Below are 23,259 nucleotides of genomic sequence, written 5' to 3' on the forward strand. Positions count from 1 at the left end.
CTATCCCTCCTACTTCACTAATTCATTTGGGTCAATAATAAGACAAACTTGACCATTTCCTAAAATAGTAGCTCCTGAAATGGCATGAGCATCTTGTAAATAACCGCCTAGAGATTTTAATACAATTTCCTTTTGACCAATGAAGGAATCGACTACCAAGCCTGTTACCTTTTCACCACGTTTAATCACCACAATCGCATGAGTGGGTTCCACTAATTCTTTCTCATCTGATACTCCAAAGACATCTTTTAAAAATACTAATGGAATAACCTTTCCTCTAAAATCGATTACATTCTGATGGTGAGCCTTCAGGACTTCATCCTTCTTAATAATTAGTGTTTCTATGATTGAAGATAGCGGAATCGCATATATTTCTTCTTTCACATTTACAAGTAAAGTTGAAAGAATTGATAAGGTAAGTGGTAATTGAATAGAAAATTTGCTTCCTTTTCCTTTTTCAGATTCAACAAACACCTTCCCCCCAAGGGATTCAATCTTACTTTTCACGACGTCTAAACCCACACCGCGCCCTGATACGTCAGAAACTTTGTCTGCTGTACTAAATCCTGATGAAAAAATAAGCTGATAGACTTCTTCGTCAGAGAGGTCCTTCGATTGTTCTTGCGTCACAAGCTCTCTCTCAATTGCTTTTTTTAATACCTTCTCACGGTTTATACCATTACCATCATCTTCAATTTCAATAAAAACATGGTTACCTGCGTGATAGGCTTTCAATAGAAGTTGCCCTTCTGGATTCTTTCCATTTTCCTTCCGGTGTTCTGGAAATTCAATCCCATGGTCAACTGAATTCCGCAGAAGGTGAACAAGGGGGTCACCAATTTCATCTACTACCGTACGATCCAATTCTGTATCTGCTCCAATTATCTCTAAATGAATATTTTTATGAAGATCTTTTGATAATTCCCTGACCATTCGTGGAAAACGGTTAAATACCTGCTCGACAGGTACCATTCTCATGGCTAATATCATTTGTTGCATATCTTGAGAGATTCTGGATAAATGTTTTACGGCATCATTTAATTCATCATTTTTAACCTTGTCTGAAATGTCCTCGATAAGCCCTCTTTCAATCACAAGCTCTTCAAATAAATTCATCAAACGGTCAATTCGCTCGATGTTAACACGAATGTTTTTTGAAGGAGACTTTGATTTTCTAACATCTTTTTCAACGTGTTCCTCTTTTTCAACCGATGGTTGCTGAATAGTTTCTTTCGTACTATCTGAATTAAATAAAGATATTTCCGCTCTTTCAATTTCAGAAACTTTCAAGATGCTGTTTTGAATATCGTCCTTTGATACTTTTGATAAAAAAACGACGGAGAAAGTTTGTTCGAACTGCTCATCTTCTAATTCCTCTACAGAAGGAACAGACTTAATGACTTCACCCATTTGACCGAGAATATCAAACACCATAAAAATACGCGCTGCTTTTAACAAACAACTTTCACTTAACTGAACCGTAATTTCATAGGCATTGTAACCATGTTCTTTCGATTGAGATACAACAGACAATTGATACTGATCAAGGCCAATTGCTGATTGGGGATGAGGCTCTCTTTGTTCCTTATTGCTAGTTAGTGAATGCCCACCACCCTTTTCCATTTCTTCTAATTTTGAAACAAGTGCTGTTACATCCTTTTTTCCTTCTCTACCTCCACTAATATCAGTCACCATTTCTTCAAGTGACTTCAATGCTTCAAACATCGTATCAATGACATCTGTTGTCACATCAAAACTTTCGTTTCGTAATTTATCCAGTACATTTTCCATCTGATGGGTTAAAGACGCTATGTCTTGAAATCCCATTGTTGCAGACATACCTTTTAATGTATGAGCGGAACGAAAGATTTCATTAATAATCTTACGTCCCTGCGGATCTTTTTCTAATAATAGAAGATTGTCATTCACTGATTGTAAATGTTCCCGACTTTCATCAAGGAATAATTCTAAGTATTCACCCGTATCCATGAATCTCACCTTTTTCTAGTTGTCTTGTACTAAATAAATGTCCATATCTCCTATTTCAGGATAGGAAAGGGTTACTCCAATTGCCTTTTCAAATCCTAACAAAGCAGTGTCACCTTTCATAACTGTAGGAGAGGTGATATCAGTAAGTACACCATCCTCTGCGAGATTCGTTGCCATTCCTCCAGCAATCATATTCCCTAATTCACCCGCAAACGAGGATAGCATTTCGCCTTCTAAAGCCATGCCAAACATGATTTCACCGATAGACCCAAAAAAAGATTCATTCCCTTTAAGAACTAATTTTCCTTTTAAGTCACCTGTAAATCCGATAAGGACACCAAATGAAATATGCAATGATTGTTCCAATAAAAATGGTTTACCTAGCCCATAATCTATAGGAACAACAGTTTTTATTGCCCCAAGCGTTCCGTTTAATAATTCCAAAACCGTTTTATTTCTTTGTTTAACGTCTACTGCCAACTTCTAACATCCCTTTCATTGAATACCATAGTTATAAAACACAAAAAGTAGAGTGATAGATTGTGCTACCACTCTACTGGTAGAAAGCTTGGGTTAAATTTTAAATTTAGAGACAATTCCCTGTAATTCCTGAGCTAATTGGCTTAATGATTCTGAGGATGCCGTAATTTCCTCAATAGATGCCAATTGTTCTTGTGAAGAAGCCGCAACACTTTGAGACTCTCTTGAAGCCTCTTCTGCAATATGAGCTAACTGCTCGACAGATGCTGCTACTTGTTGAGTATTTGCAGAGATTTGTTCAGATGTAGTTGACACCTCTTGAATTTGTTCATTTACATTTTCAATAGCATTTAAAATGTGTTCGAACGCTTCTCCGGTTTGATGAATCACTTCTTTACCTACAACAACTTCTTGCATACTTTTTTCCATATCATCTCTTACCACTTGTGTATCCCTTTGGATTTCTTGAACAATATTGACAATTTGATCAGCAGAAGTTCTTGATTGTTCGGCTAATTTTCGTACTTCATCTGCGACAACAGCAAATCCTCTTCCATGTTCACCTGCACGTGCCGCTTCAATAGCAGCATTTAATGCAAGTAAGTTTGTTTGGTCAGCTATACCTGTAATAACTTCTATAATTTGACCAATTTCTTTGGAGCGTACATTTAATTGTTTAATCGCCACTGATGTATTTTGTGAACCAGCTTCAATTGTGTTCATTTGCTGAATTGCCTTTTGTATGAATTCATTTCCATGTTCAGATAAGCTACTTGCTTCTTGAGCAGAGTCTTTCACAGTAGAAGAAGATACTGCAATTCTCTGAATACCAATCGAGATTTCTTCCATTGCTTGCGCACTTTCTTGTGAACTCGTCACTTGGATCTCTGAACCACCGGCTACCTCTTGGATGGAAGATGCAATATGATTCGTTGCTTCTGTTGCTTGTGCCGATGTTGTATGTAACTCTTCGGACGCCGCTGCCACCTGTTCTGCATCTTGGCTAATTTGATGAATAACAGTTCTAAGATTCGATGCCATATCGTTAAAGGCATGCGCTAAATCTCCAATTTCATCCTTTGTTTTAACATGTATTTTTTCTTGGGTTAAGTCACCTTCAGCAAACTTCCCAGCAACAATTGCCATACTTTTTACAGGGTTAGAAATTGATCTGGTTATAAGATAGGCAATTCCTAGTCCAACCAAAATAGCGATAATGCTAATAATTATCAATGCTTGTTGTGTGACTTCTACTGTTCTCAAAGCATTATTATGGGTGTCAAAAAGTGTCTTAGTTTGAAAATCTAACATTTCATTTGCCTTTTCTTCAAAGTTTGCTAGTTTAATTGGCCCCTCAGTTGAAGCAATTTCTAAATAACGATTAGTATCATTCTTCTTTTTAAGTTCCATTGTTTCTATAGCCATGGTTATATAATCGTCTGCATATTGGTTCATTTCTTTTAATAACATTTTATCTTTTTCAAGCTTTAAATCAGATTCTAATTCCTTACTCAGTTTCTGATATTCCAAAACGGATTCATCAAACATATTTGCTGAATTGACATTTCCATATAATAAATAACCACGATTTGATAATTGAATATTCTTAGAAGCTATAATCATATTTTGGACTTTATTTATTTTTTGAACGCGGTCATTCAATAGATCTTCATAAGTATTTTTTGTTGAAGCAGTCCCCATCAAAGAAGCTAATGCCATTACTAATAATAGGAATAAAACAACACCAAATCCTAAGAATAATTTTTTTCCAACTGTAACTTTCATATTTATCCCCTCTACCTAGATAAACTCCCGTATAATTAAATAAAGATTCGTAATAAGTCTCTTTTTCCGAATTAGATGGATAATAATAATTATTCATTATGATTTTCATGTAGCATTTCTTTTCTTGTATTGGTGGTCACTATTAGTTGCCTTTCTTCCACCAATAATTCGATTCTCTCCAGTTCCTTTTTATCTTTTAAAATTCTAGTCCTATTTTGTTCAACAAGTACTTGAAAATTGTTTCTTTTTTTAAACAAGATCGACATCTCCTACTCTTTTAAGTTCAAAATTCTGTTCCTAACCTTTTCTATTAATTTATGATGTATACACCATGGCCATTATGAAAAAATCATCCTCTTCAATCAAATATCAATTGACGTTTAAGCATAGCCTCATTATTTCACTTCACAACAAACTTTAGCCTTACGAAATATCTGAATTAAAAACTTTTTTAATTATAGTAAAAAAGTACTGGTTTTGTAAACGCTTATTTTAGAGAGAAAATTATATAAACTAAGATTGATGAAACCCGTCAAAATGACTTCGAAATATATCATAAATAACTGAAATAATTCGTTTGTATCTTTTTAATAGAATCTATATATTCGATTTAGGTTTTCTATATACTTTTTATCGACATAAAGTCGTACAATTTAAGATATCTTATTTTTTTATGAATCTTATTCGCACTTTTCCATTTTCTCGTTAAAAAACTATTTTAGTTGGCTTTATCCAATGTTTTTCATATTAACAGTTTTAAATATGATAAAAGATTGATATACCATTAAATTAGACAGTTATTATCATTAATTGTTTTTGTTACATTCTCATCTTGTACTGGTTGTGAAATATTGCAGACAGGGTTTGATAATGCAATATCTAATTTTGGAAAAGAGATGTTCGATGAGAGTGGAAACAAACACACTAATTCTTTGGTGGAAAAGAAACATGATAAGGATCACTTGCAGCTAATTACCTAGTAGTTTCACAACCGCATCCCCTACTTCTTGTGTATTAGCTGTTCCTCCCATATCAGACGTCAATACCTCGCCATTTATCATCACTTGTTCAATAGCAGCTATTACCTTTTTACCCCAATTATCATGGCCGAAAAAATCTAACATTTGACTGACAGACCAAATAGATGCTAATGGGTTGGCTATACCTTTCCCCGCAATATCGGGTGCAGATCCGTGTATAGGCTCAAACATAGATGGGTACTCTCGTTCAGGGTTAATATTTGCACCTGCGGCAAGGCCTAATCCCCCGGTAATTGCCGCTCCCAAATCCGTTAAAATATCCCCAAACAAATTTGATGTAACAACAATTTCAAACCGCCAGGGCTGTTTGACAAAAAACATTGCTGCAGCATCTACTAAATACGTATAAGTTTTTACATCCTTATATTCCTTTGCCACTTCTGCAAACACCTGATCCCAAAAGACCATTGAATAATTTAATGCATTTCCTTTACTAATGCTTGTTAAAGACTTTTTTTGTTTTCTTGCTTCTTCAAAAGCAAAGCGAATAATCCTTTCGGTTCCTACACGAGAAAAAACTCCATTTTGTAAGACAACCTCATGAGGTTGTCCCTTAAATAACCAATCTCCAGAACCGGCATATTCTCCTTCACTATTCTCTCGGATTACCAGCATATCAATTTGCTCACGCTTTACATCATTTAGTGTACATGGTGCCCCCTTCAAAAGTTTAATAGGCCGAAGATTTACATACTGATTAAAACCCTTTCGAATTTTCAATAATAGTTCCCATAAAGATATATGATCTGGTACTCCCGGAAATCCAACTGCACCCAGATAAATAGCATCAAATGATTGAAGATGCTCTAATCCATCATCATCCATCATTTTTCCACTTTTTAAATAATATTCACATCCCCATGGAAAATAGGTGAATTGAAAATCAAATGATCCATCCAATTCAGCAATCCGGTTTAATACTTTGATTCCTTCAGTTAATACCTCTGGGCCGATTCCATCTCCAGCAATAACTGCAATCTTATATTGTTTTTTCACTGTTTTATCTCCTAGGCTATTTAATTTTTTCTATAATTTATTTACTTTACTGATTTAAAAAGTTTTTACAGTATGAACTTGTGGCTGGGAAGTTCAAGCTTCCGTACTTCGTGAACTTATGCTTCGGTGAGCTACTCACTACTTTGCTAAACCTTAAGATATCATGTTTGAAGTAAGAATTTTTTGAAAAAGGAACATGCTTGACCTCTAAAAAATATAGGTGCCACAAATAGAAGACTGGAGAGTTAAAAACTCCCCAGCCAAACTAACAGCAAATTATTTTTTGTTAACGTTCCATAATACTGGGCCAAGGAAGTATTCAAAACCATTTACATTATTACGAGTTACGGCAATGCGCTTATAATCCCCATACTTGACGACAGGTAAATACTCCCAGTTTAAAGCTTGAATTTCAGTGAATATCTTCTTAGCTTCCTCATCTGAAGTGGCCACCATCAACTCGTCTAGTTTTTGATCGATTTCTGAACTATTTGTCCATCCAGTATAATTAGTTCGCGAATCTAAGAAGTTTATTTGAGTCGGATCTGTTACTGGGGAATAAGAGTTTACTAAAATATCATAAGAAGTATCATCTTCACGTACCTCTAATAAGGTTGGCCAATCAAAAATTTGTAGTTCTACCTTCATTCCAAGTTCTTTTAGTTTTTGCTCAACAATAATTGCGGTTTGATAATGGTCCTCATATTCGCGAGAAGCAATAATTTTTATAGTCTCACCATTATAGCCAATTTCCTTAAATAATCGTTTTGCACCTTCCGGATCATAACTTTCATATATTTCCTTTCCGGCATCGTTATACCAGCTTACATATTCTTTTGCCAATAATCCATTTTCTAAGTTAAAAAAGTCACTATTTCTAAAACCTGCTAACATAACTTCTTCTTTGTTAATTGCCATGTTAACCGCATGTCGAGCTTTTTCGTTCGCCATTATACCCTTGCGCTTGTTAAAAACAATTACATTATATCCACTTGGATAAGGTTGAACATTCAAATTCGAATCTTCTTTCATTTGTTCGTAGCTATCAGGTGAGACTGCAACAGCTATATCATATTCTCCTGACTGAACACCAGCAGTGCGTGTAGCAGGATCAGGTACTATGTGAAAATAGACATTATCTGCAATAGGCTCTTTCTTTCCGACGAGTCCATCCACTGTATTTGAAGGTGATTGATAATCTGCATTTTTAGCTAATTGAATATACTGATCTTGTTTCCACTCCACAAATTTATAAGGACCTGTTCCAATAAATTCTTTAACACCCGTTGTTTCTGCCTTATCAATGATCTCTTTCGGCATAATTGCAGCAAAATTATCATTAGCTGCTAACAAATACTTTTTCGCGATAGAAAAAGGCTGTTCCAATTGCAATTCAACAGTATAATCATCAACTTTTATAAATTTGGCATTAGCGAAATAAGTTTTTGCCTTCCCATTTAACGTCTTCCATCTTTCCATAGAAGCAACTACATCATCTGCCATCATTTCCTTGCCATTATGGAACTTAATCCCTTTGCGCATGTGGAAAGTAACAGTTTTATTATCTTCACTGGTTTCGTAAGATTCTGCCAATAATGGAGATACTTCATTGTTAGCATCAAACGCTAAAAGGGTTTCGAACACGTGTCTTGAAATCTCAGAAGTTGCCACGGCTACTGTCACATGTGGATCCATAGTGGGTGGCTGTGCATTGTAGGCAACATTTACAGTAGTTTCCTTTTTATCTGTTTCTCCCTTATCCCCGTCTCCATTGTCTGACCCTGTTTCTGCTGAACATCCAACTAACATTAATGCTAATAATAATGCAAAAAATTTTTTAAACATGATTTTCCTCCTATAAAGGTTTAAAGTTTAATAAATCAAAGAGCGGCTATTAATATCTTTAAAGTTTTCTTCTACCGAATTTCCGATACGCAAAAACGCTTTCCTTTTAGTTAGATTCATAATAATAGAAAAAACAGTTTCACTCCTGCGATGAGGAGGAGATTGTTCATTTTCGAAAGCATTAATCGAATTTGGAGCATTAAAGGTATCTGAAAGCCACTTTTCAAATGTTTTTTCGTTTATTTCTTCATCTCTGGAAATACTCGTATTTATCAGCTGTTCCATTCTTCTTAGTCTAAGAATGGAGTCTTCATGTCTAAAATCATTCGTTTCTTTTAAGTATTTAAGTACCCATTCAGAAAGGATATGGTTTGTATGAAATAATTTACCGTCATTTCCCCCAACATAATCAATTCCAAATGGAGTAACTTCAGGATTAACTGCCATTCCATTTCCTTTACCGTCGTCATATCCAATCAGAAAACTTGCCGCAGAAGCTATTTGTCCATTGGAAATTCTTGAAACAGCTTCAGCTAGATTATTAGAATTCAGTGCGGCTCTAACTCCTAAGTGAATAGGAATTTTATCTGATCTTTTGTCAGTAAACAGAGCATTAAAACATAATCCTACCCCTGCAGAATTAAAACCAATCTTTCCAATCATTCCGCCTTCTGTGACCATTGTTATTTCTGGCTTATTTTTGCTTTTAATATTCACTAATAATAGGCTTTCTTTTTGCGAAGCCTTCCAGTCCCAGTTCTGACCAATTATAGTATCAAATATGATTGGACTTGTTACTGCTATGGTTGTACATCCATCAGAAAAAGAAGGGCCTTTATCTTGAGTTAAAGCGATTTCACTTCGGGCATTTAATGTTAAAATATCCTCAAAATCTACACCTGCTCCATCAGCAATTCCTTCCATTTCTTCAATCATTTCTAAATCGTATTTTTCAATCGCATTTAAGTGTACCTTTGCATACTCTTTAGCTTCATCCCAATTCATATTCTTGTAACCATAAAACAGTTTTTCATATGTTTCTAAACTATTAATTACCTCTCTTTTCCCTTTAACTCCATGTTGTTTCCCTATTGACCTAGGCGAGCCTTCGAGTTTTAAACTTTTAACCATAGTTTATTTCCTCCGCTTTGGTATTTTCGGATTATTTTAACTATTTTTAGAAAGTCATCTTTTATCATATAAATGACAAGCTATTGAGTGCCCATTTTCACCAAGCTTTAATTCAGGTCTCTCGAATTTACATCGGTCCATAACATATGGGCATCTCGTATGAAATGCACAGCCTGTTGGGAGATTAGCAGGAGATGGTACATCTCCCTTAATAATGACTCGTTCTTTTTTAAACCCCGGCTTAGGTATTGGAATGGCTGACAGCAAAGCCTTTGTATATGGGTGTAATGGGTTATTAAAAAGGTCTTCTGTTGCGGCCAGCTCGACAATACTGCCTAAATACATAACCGCAATTCTGTCCGATATATGACGAACGACACTTAAATCATGGGCAATAAAAAGATAAGATTGTTTAAACTCATCCTGCAATTCTTGCAATAAATTAATAACCTGTGACTGTATCGAAACATCTAAAGCTGAAACAGGTTCATCACAAATGATCACTTTCGGATTTACAGCTAAGGCTCTTGCTAGGCCTATTCGTTGTCTTTGTCCACCCGAAAATTCGTGTGGATAGCGATAGTATTGATCAGTTCGTAACCCTACCTTGTTTAATAATTCCATTGCTTTATCCATTCTTTCAGCTTTGTTTCCAATCCCTTGAATTTTCATTGGTTCCTCAATACTGTGACCAATTCTCTTTTTAGGATTTATTGATGAATGGGGATCTTGAAAAACCATTTGTATTTCTTTTCTTATTGGTAAAAAACCCCTATTGTTTAATTTGAAAATATCATTTCCCTTGTATATCGCTTCACCCGAAGTGGGTTCAGTTAATCGAAGAATAGATCTTCCAGCTGTGCTTTTTCCGCAACCAGATTCTCCTACAATTCCTAGAGTTTCTTTTTCATATAGGTCAAAAGTTACGTCGTTAACAGCCTTTATATATCCTTCAGTTTTACCTAACGCGTTATTTAGCGGAAAATACTTCTTTAATTTCTTTATTTGAAGCAAAGGCTCTTTTTCCTTATACTGTTGCATCCAACACACCTTCCTCATCTAAGATCCTCTCATAATGCCAACATCTGACTTTTTTATCCTTTTCTATTTCTTTAAGAGGCGGTAAACTAGTACATCGGCTATCGACGTATTTACATCTTGATGCAAAACGGCATCCTGGCGAAAGGTTTTTTAAAGAAGGAACCATTCCTTTAATAACATGCAATTTCTGTGAGCGATCCCCATCGACCTGAGGGACTGATCTTAGCAAACCTCTAGTATATGGATGAAGCGGATAATTAAATATGGTTTCAACCGTCCCTTCTTCAATTACTTGGCCAAGATACATAACCACTACCCGTTGGCAAACTTCTGCCACAACTCCAAGATCATGGGTAATCATAATAACACCCATTTCTAATTCATCCTTTAAATCATTAATTAGATCTAATATCTGAGCCTGGATAGTAACATCAAGTGCAGTAGTTGGTTCATCTGCAATTAATAAACTTGGCTTGCAAGCAAGGGCCATCGCTATTAAAACTCTTTGTCTCATCCCACCTGATATTTCATGAGGGTATTCATGTATTCTCTTTTCTGGCGCTGGTATTCCAGTCAGTGATAGCATTTCTGATGCCTTCTTGTACGCCGCTGCCTTTCCTACATTTTGGTGGATCATAATAGCTTCCGCAATTTGATCACCAATGGTTTGCACAGGATTCAATGAGGTCATCGGGTCCTGAAAAACCATAGATATTTTGTTCCCACGAACTTTCCGCATTTCACTTTTATTAATAGTTAATAGGTTTCTTCCTTCAAAAAGGATTTCACCCTCATAATGGGTTTTCCCCTCATCTAACAGTCTCATTATTGATTCGGCTGTAACACTTTTACCACATCCGGATTCCCCAACTATTCCCAACGTTTCTCCCCTTTTTACTGAAAAAGTAACATCATCTACAGCTGTAACAAATCCTTCTTCGGTAGAAAAGGAGGTTCTCAGATTATTAATCTCCAAAAGATCATTATTTGACATACACTACCCCACCTAGTTCAATATGTTATTTTTTCGCCTTATTCGAATGAGGATCTAATAAATCTCGAATTCCATCACCAAGTAAGTTTGATCCAAGTACAGCAAGCAAAAGAAATAACCCTGGAAATACAGTCATCCACCAAGCTTGTTGAATCACAGTTTTGCCATCATATAGAATGTTTCCCCAGCTTGGTTCAGGCGCAGGAATACCTACACCCAAAAAGCTTAATGAGGCCTCAATGATCATTGAAACGGAAAAAACATAAGTGATTTGTACTATGAGTGGTGAGACGACGTTCGGTACTATGTGTTCCCAAATTATCCTCTGGGATCCGGCTCCTTGAGCCCTTGCTGCTTCTATATACGTTTGTTCCTTTACAACTAAGGCTGCAGATCGAACAACCCTACCCACAACTGGTGATTCAACGATTACAATTGCGATAACAACATTAATTGGTTCTGGACCCATAACCGCCGTAATAGCAATGGCTAATAGGATAGAAGGAAATGCCATTAGACCATCTGCAATTCTCATCAATACATGGTCTAATATCCGAAAATAAGCTGAATAGATTCCTATGATCAGTCCTATAGCCCCAGAGAGCAATGCAACAGAAATACCAATAATCAAGGATACCCTTGCTCCATAAACTACCCGGCTAAATATGTCCCTTCCAACATTATCTGTTCCAAACCAGTGTGTTGCATCTGGACTTTTCAAACGATTTACCGCTTCCAATTCATATGGTGTAAATTTTGAAATTAATGGGGCCAAAATTGCAATTATAGTAATAAAGAAAATAATAGCACCTCCAAGCACTACCATTTTGTTAGACATTACTCGTCTAAAAATTAATGAACGCCTTTCCTTAACCAGAACTTTTCGGTTTGGAAAAATCGGTGATTCAATACTTGTCTTTGTTTCTAGCATTTGACTGCCTCACCCCTTGCCTCTGTTTACTCTGACTCTTGGATCTACAATTCCGTATAACAAGTCAACAATTAAATTAATTAATACATATGCCCCTGCTGTCAATAATACCGTTCCCTGAATAACAGCATAATCTCGTCTTGTAATGGAATTAACAAGTAATTTTCCAATGCCAGGCAGATTAAATACAGCCTCCGTTACAACTGCACCAGCCACCAATGTACCAAAAGTCTGACCAATTACTGTTAATATTGGAATAAAGGCATTTCTTAGCGCGTGTTTAAAAATTACTTTTCTTTCATTCAAGCCTTTTGCATTTGCTGTTTTGATGTAATTCATACTTAAAATATCTAGCATTGAAGATCTAGTCATTCTAGCAATTAACGCTGCTTGTATAGCTCCTAGAGTAATAGCTGGTAATATTAAATATTTTAAGTGATTCCATAATCCAGAGCTTAGCGGCTGATAACCTGCAGCCGGCAATATATTTAATTCAACGGCAAAAAGCAATATCAGAAGTAAACCCAGTAAGAAACTAGGTACGGAAATACCTAGAAGAGCAAACACCATAAAAAAATGATCTAACTTTGTCCCTCTTTTAGTTGCTGCAATCACACCAAATGGAATAGCAATGATAATAGAAATAATTTGGGCTAAAATAGCTAGTGACAGGGTTGGACCCAAATGGCTCATAAATGCATTCATTACAGGCTCATCCCTATAAAGTGACCATCCTAGATCACCTTGTAACAAGTCAGTAAACCAGTTAAAGAACTGCTGTATGATAGGTAGATCTAAACCTAATTCTATTCGTAGTTTCTCCACGTCCTCTGGTAACGCTTCAGGTCCTAGAATAATGGATGCAGGATCACCAGGAGTGAGGTGGATAATAAAGAATACGATAATCGCTACAATTACCATTACTGGAATAATTGATATCAATCTTTGTAAAATATAAAATTTCAGAATAATTCCTCCTTTATTTGTTAAATCAATTAATATATTCCAATTTTCATATTCTCATTCCCTGTGATTTTTGGTTAATATTCCTCATTTGGCCATTTCAATATCCCATTATTCTGGGAGAAACAGACCATTTTCTATCAAAAAATACCTATCTATCTTTTTTATACACGCACACACCATTCAAATACGTTTCTTCTACACACACTTGATCGATATCCGCTGGATTTATTATTAATATATCTCTGTCCAGCACAATAAAATCCGCAAAATACCCCGGCATAAGTTTTCCAATACTCGGTATTCTTGTAACCTCTTGTGCCAACTGTGTATACAATGAAATGGCTGTTTCTACATCAATTTTATTTTCTTCACCTGTATCTGTACCATCATAAGCAAATCGGGTAACAGCTGACTTAATTCCGATAAATGGATTAACTGCATCTGCCCATGCTGTAGCAGGTGCATCTGAAGAGAATGCCACCTTTACGCCTTCATCTAGCATTGATTTAATTGGGTAAGTTTGCTTAGTTCGTGTGTGTCCAAGATTGTTAAGGTAGCTTTCAATTTCTGCAAATAGAAAGATTGGCTGTGTAACAAATGCAATCCCTGATTCTGCGGCGATTTCCATAGCTTCTTTAGTTGGCATGGAAGCATGCTCTATTCTTATTGATGGTCCATCCTGAATCCAACCCTTTTTACCTTTAAACGTATTCACGATCAAATCAATAGCTTGTTCACCCATTGCATGTATTACTAGTTGAATATTATTCTTTTTTGCTAATTTGGCTGCAGTTAAAAGTTCTTCCACTGTAATTGTTTGTATTCCACAATTCCCGTCGTCCCCCAAAAACGGTGGATTTACCCAGGCAGTTTTGCCAGATACGCTCCCGTCAGCGTATAGTTTAATACCACCAACATGGATTTGATTCTCTCTATCAATGAAATCCTCATCTAAGGAAAAATCCTCATTTAATGGGTCGGGCAAAAAATAATATAAAACAGTTCGTTGTTTTAAACCTTTATTACTCGCTTCATCATATATTTTCTTATAATCTACTGGTTCTCTTTTCGCTTTAAGATCAGTTATGGCGGTAATGCCCTTTGCAAGTAATACATTACTGAACTCGGCGAGAAGTTCTGTAATTTCTTCAAACGATTGGTCGGGCTTCACATTATTGATTAAATATCGAGCATTTTCTTTCAATATCCCAGTTGGTTCACCATTTGTATCCCTTTCAATTTCTCCACCACTAGGGTTAGGTGTTTCCTTAGTGATCCCAGCTAATTCGAGAGCTTTAGTATTTAAAGAAATAATATGTCCGCAAGATCTTGTTGCAACAATCGGAATCTCTGTTGAGGCCCGATCTAAATCCCATCGATTTGGTTTTCGACCCTCTGCTAACTTACCTTCATCATACCCCCAACCCTCAACCCATTTGTCACTCTTGCTTTTTTCACAATACTGACGAAATTCACGAACCAAGTCCTCGATGCTATGAACTACCGGCGGGGTGCAGATAACACCCTTTGATGCATTCGCCAAAAAGATAGGATGCAAATGAGCATCTATAAACCCTGGAATAATTCTGCGCCCCTGCAAATCAATCCTTTCTATTTTTTCATCAACTAACTGTTCCTGCTCGCCAATCCAATTTATTTTTCCATTTTTTACAATCATAGCGCTTGCAAAGGGCTGTTCAGGATTGGAGGTAAAAATCTTACCATTAATAAATATTTGTTTTTTTTCTTGGTTACTATTCATGTTAATTCTCCTTTTTAATATTTTTCATTCAAACAATAAGCAAAACTATTCTCAAGACTTACGTTATTTTAATTTATTAAGGAAACTCTCGATTCTGTTTAACCCTTCTTCTAATTTTTCCAGTGAAGTGGCAAATGATATCCGCACGTAATTTTCACCAAATTCTGAAAATGAACTACCTGGAACTACAGCTACTTGATGACTTTCTAATAGACTGTGAGCAAAATCATAGGACTTAATGGAAAACTTCCTTATTGAAGGGAAAATATAAAATGTACCTTGAGGTTTAACTATAACGAATCCCATTTGGGTTAAACGGTTATACGCATAATCCCTTCTGTTTAGGTACTCTTCTTTCATATATAAAGGATCCTCTGCACCCCTTATTAAAGCTTCTAAAGCCGCTTCCTGACTAATTGAACTGACGCATGTGATGCTATATCGGTGAACTTTTGAAAATTCATGCATTAAATATGCTGGAGCGAATAAAAATCCAATTCTCCATCCGGTCATTGAATGAGACTTTGATAAGCCATTAATGACAATAGTTTGGTTTCTCAGCTTAGGGATTGAACCCATAGATTGATAACTCGTATCATAAACTAGCTCACTATAGATCTCATCGGATACTATAAAAATTTCCTTATCCTTTAATAACTTTCCAATCTCATTTGCCTCTTCCGCATTTAATACAGATCCAGTAGGGTTATTTGGATTAGCTAAAACCACACATTTAGTTTTTTCTGTAATATGTTCCCTAATTAGATCTGCAGTTAGTTTAAAGCCGTTATCTGTTGTATCAACTATGATTGGAATGGCTCCGCACATTTCTATTAAAGGCTTATATCCTAGATAGATTGGCCCAGGCATAATGACCTCAGAACCTTCATCTAATATAGTTCTAAATACAACATCAATGGCTTGGGTAGCCCCGTTGGTGACCAGAATTTCGTCTTTCCAGCTGTAGATTAAATTATACTTTGTATACATGTATTGACTTGCAGCTTTACGAAGGTCAATAGTTCCAGCGTTTAGGGTATATTGCGTCTTATTTTCGTCTATCGCCAACTTTCCGGAGTTTTTAATATGTTCAGGTGTATAAAAATACGGTTGCCCAATTGTTAAATCAATTGCATTTGGGTATTGAGCAGCTTTTTCCGAAAGTTCCCTAACAGAGTTAATTCGCAAATCTTTTACTCTTTTATTAACTCGGTGAAGCATTAATATTTCATCCTTTCAATAATTATTGTTTTATTCTTAAACCAAACTCAATCTTCTCCTTGCATTATTAGTCTTTAATAGCCTTTCGGAAAATAGATTAACTTTTTATCACCAAAACCATCAATTTAAAGGCATTTCATCATTTTCCATAAATACCTTTAGTATTTTTCAAACGCACTGAAATGCAACTAAGTATTATGCAAGTTTTATGCCAACTATTATCTTGCATAAATAAAAGAGGCTTTAAATTTTTTGTGCAAAATATTTCGGCAGAAAATTATTATTTTTCTACCGATTGCAAAATCTTATTGCATTTCTTATGATTAAATAGGTAATAAATCATAAGGGGAACGTGATATGGAAAGTTCAAAAGAGATGGTAAAGGATTTACAATTGCTCAACCAGTTATATAAACGGATTTTGGATGTAGTAGATGTTGGTGTTCACGCCGTTGATGAAACGGGAAAAACGATAATCTACAACAAAAAAATGATGCAAATGGAATCGATGAATATTCAGGAAGTTATGAATAAAAATTTATTGGATGTTTTTATGTTTAAAGATGACCAATCTAGTACTCTTGAAAAAGCGTTACAGGAAGGGATTGAAACTAAAAATATTAAGCAGACTTACTTTAATAATAAGAAGCGTGCGATCACTACTGTCAACAATACGATGCCAATCTATAAGAATGACAAATTGATTGGTGCGGTAGAAATTGCCCATGATGTGACAAAGCTCGAGCGGCTTATAAAAGAAAAAAGGCAGCCATCAGGGAAACCACGCTTTTCGTTTAAGGACATTATTGGAAACAGTCTGGCAATTAAAGAGGTAATTGAATCTGCTAAACGGGCAAGCCGTACTTCTTCTTATGTATTAATTGTTGGGGAAACAGGCACTGGGAAAGAGCTTTTTGCCCAAAGCATTCATAATGCCAGCGAACGTTTTTCAGGTCCGTTTATTTCACAAAACTGTGCCGCCCTCCCAGACAATTTGATTGAAAGCCTTCTTTTCGGTACGAAACGGGGTGCTTTTACCGGTGCAATTGATCAACCTGGCCTATTCGAACAAGCCAATGGTGGAACATTGTTGCTTGATGAAATAAATTCGTTAAATTTAAATTTGCAGGCAAAGCTGCTACGCGTGCTCCAGGAAAAAACAATTCGCCGACTCGGTGATACAAATGAAATACCGGTCGATGTCCGTGTGCTTGCTAATATGAATGAGGATCCTATTGATGCCATCGCTAACAACCACATTCGAAAAGACTTATATTATCGCCTTGGAGTTGTGACCATTTTTATTCCCCCATTAAGGGAACGAAAGGAGGATATTCCTTTACATGTGCAACATTTTATAGAAGAGTATAATCACCGATTTCAGATGAATGTGAAAGGGTTGTCTGAAGAAGTTTTGAGATCATTTATGGAGTATGAATGGTGTGGTAATGTCCGTGAGCTTGAACATGTTATTGAAGCATCCATGAATATTATGTTGGATAATGAAGAAACAATAGCATACTCACATTTGCCTTATCAATATCGAAGAAAAGTGAAACAAATTAACGATAGAATTGCTCAAGCTCCTTCTGTCGACAATTTAATGAAGGAGCAGATTGGATCGGTTTCTTCTTTAACAAATCAAACGAAAAGGTTTGAGAAGGCACTCATTGAGTATTATTTAAAAATAAACGACTTCAACATCTCGAAAACTGCCAATCTATTAGGCTTAAGCCGCCAGAGTTTGCAGTATCGGATGAAAAAATTGAAGATAAAGGAACAGCCAACAGGATAGGTCTTACCCTCCCTTCAGACCTCAAAACGGAGACAAAAGGCATTTGGATATATGAGCATCTCCAAATGCCTTTTTTTGGATTTTCCCTTCCATGTCTACCTATAGAGGATGGGCGGCTTCTGCCTAATCACGTTAAAATTAAACCCAGCCTCTGAAGCGAGCTGCTTCAGACATTCTACGAACACCAACTATGTAGGCAGCAAGACGCATATTTACTTTTCTTTGCTGGGCTGTTTCACATACACTATTGAAAGCCTGAACGAGTAATTTGCGAAGTTTTTGGTTTACTTCTTTATCTGTCCAATAGTAACCTTGATTGTTTTGAACCCACTCAAAATATGAAACTGTGACGCCGCCTGAACTTGCTAAAACATCAGGTACTAGAAGAATTCCGCGGTTTGTCAGTATTTTTGTAGCATCAATTGTTGTCGGGCCATTAGCTGCTTCCACAACGATAGAAGCTTTGATATTATTAGCATTCTCAACAGTTATTTGATTGGAAATAGCTGCAGGCACAAGAATGTCGCATTCCAATTCAAGCATCTCTCTATTGGAAATTGTATTTTCAAATAATGTTGTTATTGTTCCAAAGCTGTCTCTTTTGTCTAATAGATAATTAATATTAAGGCCATTAGGATCATGGAGTGCTCCGTATGCATCCGATATTGCAATTACCTTCGCTCCAGCATCATACATGAATTTTGCTATAAAGCTGCCTGCATTTCCAAATCCTTGAACAACTACCCTGGCACCTTCAATAGAAATACCACGTTTTTTTGCAGCTTCTTCTATGCAAATAACAACACCCTGGGCTGTTGCTTTATCTCTTCCTTGTGAACCGCCAAGCGCAAGCGGCTTCCCAGTAATAAACCCTGGTGAATCATGTTCACGTAAACGACTATACTCATCCATCATCCATGCCATGATTTGAGAATTTGTATAAACATCCGGTGCTGGAATATCTTTTGTTGGCCCTACAATTTGGCTAATCGCTCTTACATATCCACGACTCAATCGTTCTAATTCAGCCATCGACATATTGCGAGGTTCACAAATGATTCCGCCTTTACCCCCGCCGTATGGTAGATCAACGATACCGCATTTTAAACTCATCCACATTGATAATGCCTTCACTTCATCTTCATTGACTTCAGGGTGAAATCTTACTCCCCCTTTAGTCGGCCCTACAGCGTCGTTATGCTGTGATCGATAACCGGTAAATACTTTTACCTCTCCACTATCCATTCTTACAGGTATTCTAACCTTCAGCATTCTTAACGGCTCTTTAAGAAGCTCATACATTTCATCTTGATAACCTAACTGTCTCAAAGCTTCTTGGATGACAAATTGAGTTGAAGTAAATAGATTTAACGATTCCTCCACTTTTCGATCGGTTTTTTCCGATACTTCTGCAGTCCCCATAATGGCACCTCTTAACTAATTATATTCAATAAATTTCTGATTGAATTAACCTAAAATTTTACTAATACGTTCAATTGCCCAGTCTATTTCTTCTTTGCTAATTACTAATGGCGGCGCAAAACGAATAACTGTATCATGAGTTTCTTTACATAGAAGACCTTCTTCTTTTAGTGCCTCACAATATCTACGTGCAGGCTCTGTAAGCTCAACACCAACAAATAAACCACGGCCGCGAATCTCTTTAATTATTGGGGTGTTAATTTCTCTTAATTTTTCAACAATGTATTCGCCAAGCTCAAGAGAACGGTTTGCCAACTTTTCTTCAATAAGTACATTTATAGATGCTATCGAAACTGCACAGGCCATTGGATTTCCACCGAATGTCGATCCGTGTGATCCTGGATTAAATACGCCAAGAACCTCTTTACTTGCAACAACACAAGAAATTGGAAAGACTCCCCCGCCTAGCGCTTTTCCTAAAATATATATGTCAGGATCTACATTATCCCACTCACACGCAAACATTTTACCTGTGCGGGCAAGTCCTGCCTGAATTTCATCAGCAATGAAAAGAATATTGTTTTCTTTACATAATTCAGAAGCACTTTTCATAAATCCTTCTGGCGGAATGACAATCCCGGCTTCACCTTGAATTGGCTCAATTAAGAAAGCAGCTGTATTTTCTGTAATGGCCTTTTTCAAAGCCTCCAAATCACCATAAGGGATTAACTTGATTCCAGGAAGCATTGGTCCAAATCCGCGCTGATATTCAGCTTCTGAAGAAAGAGATACCGCTGTCATCGTACGACCATGGAAGTTCCCAACACACGCAATAATTTCAGCTTGATTTTCTACTACACCTTTTACTTCATAAGACCAGCGGCGCGCAGCTTTGATTGCAGTTTCAACTGCTTCTGCTCCTGTGTTCATTGGGAGTGCCATTTCTTTATTTGTCAATTTGCAAATCATTTCATACCATGGTCCAAGCTGGTCATTATGAAATGCGCGGGAAGTTAATGTTACACGATCAGCCTGATCTTTTAGTGCTTGAATAATTTGGGGATGGCGATGGCCCTGGTTCACGGCTGAATAAGCACTTAACATATCCATATATTTCTTACCTTCAGGATCTTCCACCCATACACCCTCAGCTTTTGAGATCACAATTGGTAGTGGATTATAGTTGTTTGCCCCAAATTTTTCTGATTGATCAATTAACTCTTGAGTTTTAGTTGCCTGCACGACCATTTAATACTCCCTCCTTGTAATATTGAAATTTGTTGCTAAAAATGAAAGCAATTATTTAATACATTTCAGAAGTGGTTTTAGCTTGCATATGAAGCTGGATATAATCAGGACCACCTGCTTTCGAGTCTGTTCCTGACATATTGAATCCACCGAATGGCTGATAGCCAACAATCGCACCGGTACAGCCACGGTTAAAGTAAAGGTTGCCAACATGGAAATCTTCACGAGCTTTTTCGATGTTCATTCGATTGTTTGAAATTACAGCACCTGTCAGGCCATATTCTGTGTTATTTGCAATTTCAATAGCATGATCAAAGTCTTTTGCTTTGGTGAAACCGACAACCGGTCCAAAGATTTCCTCCTTCATGATACGAGCTTCTGGTGAAAGATCTGCAAATACGGTTGGTTTGATAAAGAAACCTATAGAGCAGTCACCCTCTCCTCCTGCCAATAGCTTCCCTTCTTCTTTACCAATTTCGATATAGTTCATGATTTTATTAAATGCATTTTGGTCAATGACTGTCGCCATGTAATTGTTATAGTCAGCTGGATCCCCTTGCGTTAATTCGTTTGTTAATTCCACAACGCGACTTAATACTTGGTCATATACATCTTCAACAATTACTGCACGTGAACACGCTGAACATTTTTGCCCAGAAAAGCCAAATGCGGAAGTCACGATTGATTGAGCAGCCAATTCAAGGTCTGCACCCCTATCAACAACAATTGTGTCTTTACCACCCATTTCAGCAATCACGCGTTTCAGCCAAATTTGACCTTTATTTAATTTAGAAGCTCGTTCGTTAATTCGAAGGCCAACATCGCGTGATCCCGTGAATGAGATGAAACGAGTATCCTTATGATCTACGAGATAGTCGCCAACTTCAGAACCATTTCCAGGTACGAAGTTTAGAACCCCTGCAGGAAGACCTGCCTCTTCCATAACTTCAACGAATTTCGATGCTACAACCGGTGTGGTTGAGGCTGGTTTTAATAAAACAGTATTTCCAGCAACAATGGCAGCCGCGGTTGTTCCAGCCATAATTGCTAATGGGAAGTTCCAAGGAGAAATAATGACGCCAACACCTAATGGAATATAATTATAACGATTATTTTCATTCGGACGGCTTTTCACCTCTGCACCATCTTTGATTCTAAGCATTTCTCGAGCATAGAATTCAAGAAAATCAATCGCTTCTGCTGTTTCAACATCTGCTTCTCTCCATGGTTTTCCTGCTTCTTTTGTTAATAAAGCAGAGAACTCATGCTTACGGCGGCGTATAATGGCAGCTGATTTAAATAATACATCAGCACGCAAATCTGGCGCTGTTTTTTTCCATGTTTTGAATGCTTCAATAGCTGCCTGCATGCCTTTTTCAGCTGAGTCACGGTTTGCTTTTGAAACCCGGCCAACGACTTCTTCTTTATTTGCCGGATTAATCGATACTATTTTATCCTTAGTAGCGATTCTCTCACCACCAATAATCAGATCGTATTCCTTGCCTAAATAGCTTTCAACCCTTTGTAATCCTTTTTTATATGCATCTCGATTGGACTTAACAGAAAAATCCGTAAATTTTTCATGTTTGTATGGTTGTACCATCATGTCATCCTCCTTAAGTTAATTTATTTCGTTCATATAAATCTTTGCAAAATCCGTGCCAACTTTACAAATGAAGGATGACCCTGTTTAAAAATGAATTTAAGTGCAAATTATTTCTTTAAAGCAAAATTATTTTGCCTATATATGTCACTAATTTGATTTGCACCTTCACTTCTTTTTTTAATCAAAGTAGGTATAAATAGGTGTAAAGGAGATTTATCATAAATGATAATGATGCTGTACTGCTAAAGTAATAAATACATATTTCTAACAAATTTTAGGAGAAATAGATGCGGGCACATTGTAAATGATAGGGAAAAATAATTATTAACAACTTAAGGTATTCTTCCTATCGTCAAAAGAAACGAAAGTGGAAGACGGATTTTTGATAATGAGGATATCCAGTGGATTAATCTTCTTAACTGTCTCCGGGAAACGGGAATGCCAATTGCTCAGCTTAAGGAATATGCTAATCTCACTTTACAAGGCGACCAAACCGGCGAAAAACGTTTGGAAATTCTTGAGGAACAAAAGGAAAAGATAAAAGAACAAGTGAATACATTGAAGTCTCACATGGACTTGCTAAATCGTCAGATGGAGTGGTATCCGAGATTAAAAAAAGAAAAGATTCAATTTGATTATGCATTGAAAACGTGGTTGAAGGAAGGAAAATTACCCCTAACCTAAAGTAAAACTCTAGGATATAGAGTTAAATAGAATTCATTATCTGGTGGTTATCGAATTGATGGATAGCCTTGCCATCTCGATTTTATCAGGTAATTGCGAAATAACAGTTGTAAAATTTATTCGAATGTAATTTTACTATTGTAAGGTCACTGGTATCCCGGATTTGCGTTTTTTTCTCTAAACTTGTTTTTATATTATTTTATAAAGCACCCGTTCGTAATACAATGCTAGCCAGAACTTTTTACTTGTTAACCCTTATTTGCGGTGTACATTATAGTAGAAGATGTAACCTTTTATAGATAATTTAAGGAAGAAAAAAATAAT

Annotated in this window: 18 protein-coding genes; 2 read left to right on the top strand and 16 right to left on the bottom strand. The window is 36.5% G+C overall.

Translation table 11 applies throughout. The features are described from left to right. Positions 1 to 9: 9 nt before the first annotated feature. The 13 genes from AC6CHV_RS08555 to AC6CHV_RS08615 form a co-directional block, all read right to left on the bottom strand. The gene (locus tag AC6CHV_RS08555) at positions 10 to 1,989 is read right to left on the bottom strand and encodes a chemotaxis protein CheW (RefSeq protein WP_498078720.1); all 1,980 of its coding nucleotides are present in this window, start codon (positions 1,987 to 1,989) and stop codon (positions 10 to 12) included. 15 nt (positions 1,990 to 2,004) lie between these two features. Continuing rightward, positions 2,005 to 2,469, bottom strand: coding sequence for a chemotaxis protein CheX (locus tag AC6CHV_RS08560; RefSeq protein ID WP_498078721.1), 465 nt, complete (start codon positions 2,467 to 2,469; stop codon positions 2,005 to 2,007). A 93-nt stretch (positions 2,470 to 2,562) separates the two neighbouring features. Next, entirely contained in the window at positions 2,563 to 4,254 is a 1,692-nt protein-coding gene (locus tag AC6CHV_RS08565; protein WP_498078722.1) for a methyl-accepting chemotaxis protein, read from the bottom strand. A gap of 89 nt (positions 4,255 to 4,343) precedes the next feature. Then, positions 4,344 to 4,511 (bottom strand): FbpB family small basic protein, encoded by a 168-nt coding sequence (locus AC6CHV_RS08570; protein ID WP_498078723.1) that lies wholly within the window; start codon positions 4,509 to 4,511, stop codon positions 4,344 to 4,346. A gap of 711 nt (positions 4,512 to 5,222) precedes the next feature. Continuing rightward, positions 5,223 to 6,290 (bottom strand): tartrate dehydrogenase, encoded by a 1,068-nt coding sequence (locus AC6CHV_RS08575; protein WP_498078724.1) that lies wholly within the window; start codon positions 6,288 to 6,290, stop codon positions 5,223 to 5,225. A gap of 276 nt (positions 6,291 to 6,566) precedes the next feature. Further along, complete coding sequence (locus tag AC6CHV_RS08580; RefSeq protein WP_498078725.1) at positions 6,567 to 8,135, bottom strand: ABC transporter substrate-binding protein; 1,569 nt, start codon at positions 8,133 to 8,135, stop codon at positions 6,567 to 6,569. Positions 8,136 to 8,162: 27 nt separating this feature from the next. Further along, the gene (locus AC6CHV_RS08585) at positions 8,163 to 9,266 is read right to left on the bottom strand and encodes a C45 family autoproteolytic acyltransferase/hydrolase (protein ID WP_498078726.1); all 1,104 of its coding nucleotides are present in this window, start codon (positions 9,264 to 9,266) and stop codon (positions 8,163 to 8,165) included. Between the two features lie 54 nt (positions 9,267 to 9,320). Beyond that, positions 9,321 to 10,307 (bottom strand): dipeptide ABC transporter ATP-binding protein, encoded by a 987-nt coding sequence (locus AC6CHV_RS08590; RefSeq protein ID WP_498078727.1) that lies wholly within the window; start codon positions 10,305 to 10,307, stop codon positions 9,321 to 9,323. Next, entirely contained in the window at positions 10,294 to 11,301 is a 1,008-nt protein-coding gene (locus tag AC6CHV_RS08595) for an oligopeptide/dipeptide ABC transporter ATP-binding protein (RefSeq protein WP_498078728.1), read from the bottom strand. The genes AC6CHV_RS08590 and AC6CHV_RS08595 overlap by 14 nt, the downstream gene beginning before the upstream one ends. A gap of 25 nt (positions 11,302 to 11,326) precedes the next feature. Next, positions 11,327 to 12,232, bottom strand: a complete 906-nt coding sequence (locus tag AC6CHV_RS08600; RefSeq protein ID WP_498078729.1) for an ABC transporter permease subunit — start codon at positions 12,230 to 12,232, stop codon at positions 11,327 to 11,329. Positions 12,233 to 12,241: 9 nt separating this feature from the next. Next, entirely contained in the window at positions 12,242 to 13,198 is a 957-nt protein-coding gene (locus AC6CHV_RS08605; protein ID WP_498078743.1) for an ABC transporter permease subunit, read from the bottom strand. 148 nt (positions 13,199 to 13,346) lie between these two features. Further along, positions 13,347 to 14,960, bottom strand: coding sequence for an amidohydrolase family protein (locus tag AC6CHV_RS08610; RefSeq protein ID WP_498078730.1), 1,614 nt, complete (start codon positions 14,958 to 14,960; stop codon positions 13,347 to 13,349). A gap of 63 nt (positions 14,961 to 15,023) precedes the next feature. Continuing rightward, positions 15,024 to 16,181, bottom strand: coding sequence for an aminotransferase A (locus AC6CHV_RS08615; protein ID WP_498078731.1), 1,158 nt, complete (start codon positions 16,179 to 16,181; stop codon positions 15,024 to 15,026). Between the two features lie 375 nt (positions 16,182 to 16,556). Between AC6CHV_RS08615 and AC6CHV_RS08620 the strand changes: the two genes are divergently transcribed. Continuing rightward, the gene (locus tag AC6CHV_RS08620) at positions 16,557 to 17,975 is read left to right on the top strand and encodes a sigma 54-interacting transcriptional regulator (protein WP_498078744.1); all 1,419 of its coding nucleotides are present in this window, start codon (positions 16,557 to 16,559) and stop codon (positions 17,973 to 17,975) included. Positions 17,976 to 18,113: 138 nt separating this feature from the next. Here the strand turns inward: AC6CHV_RS08620 and AC6CHV_RS08625 are convergent, their stop codons facing one another. From AC6CHV_RS08625 to pruA, 3 genes are read right to left on the bottom strand one after another with little or no spacing between them, the layout of a single operon-like run. Further along, positions 18,114 to 19,397 (bottom strand): Glu/Leu/Phe/Val dehydrogenase dimerization domain-containing protein, encoded by a 1,284-nt coding sequence (locus tag AC6CHV_RS08625; RefSeq protein WP_498078732.1) that lies wholly within the window; start codon positions 19,395 to 19,397, stop codon positions 18,114 to 18,116. Positions 19,398 to 19,442: 45 nt separating this feature from the next. Beyond that, positions 19,443 to 20,645, bottom strand: coding sequence for an ornithine--oxo-acid transaminase (locus tag AC6CHV_RS08630; protein WP_498078733.1), 1,203 nt, complete (start codon positions 20,643 to 20,645; stop codon positions 19,443 to 19,445). Positions 20,646 to 20,700: 55 nt separating this feature from the next. Then, positions 20,701 to 22,248 carry an L-glutamate gamma-semialdehyde dehydrogenase gene (gene pruA, locus AC6CHV_RS08635; protein WP_498078734.1) on the bottom strand — a complete coding sequence of 516 codons (1,548 nt, stop codon included), beginning with the start codon at positions 22,246 to 22,248 and terminating at the stop codon, positions 20,701 to 20,703. 351 nt (positions 22,249 to 22,599) lie between these two features. Here pruA and AC6CHV_RS08640 point away from each other — a divergent pair, with 351 nt between their 5' ends. Next, positions 22,600 to 22,935 carry a MerR family transcriptional regulator gene (locus tag AC6CHV_RS08640; RefSeq protein WP_498078745.1) on the top strand — a complete coding sequence of 112 codons (336 nt, stop codon included), beginning with the start codon at positions 22,600 to 22,602 and terminating at the stop codon, positions 22,933 to 22,935. The last annotated feature ends 324 nt before the right edge of the window (positions 22,936 to 23,259 follow it).

This window comes from Ferdinandcohnia sp. GQ5, from assembly GCF_059759275.1.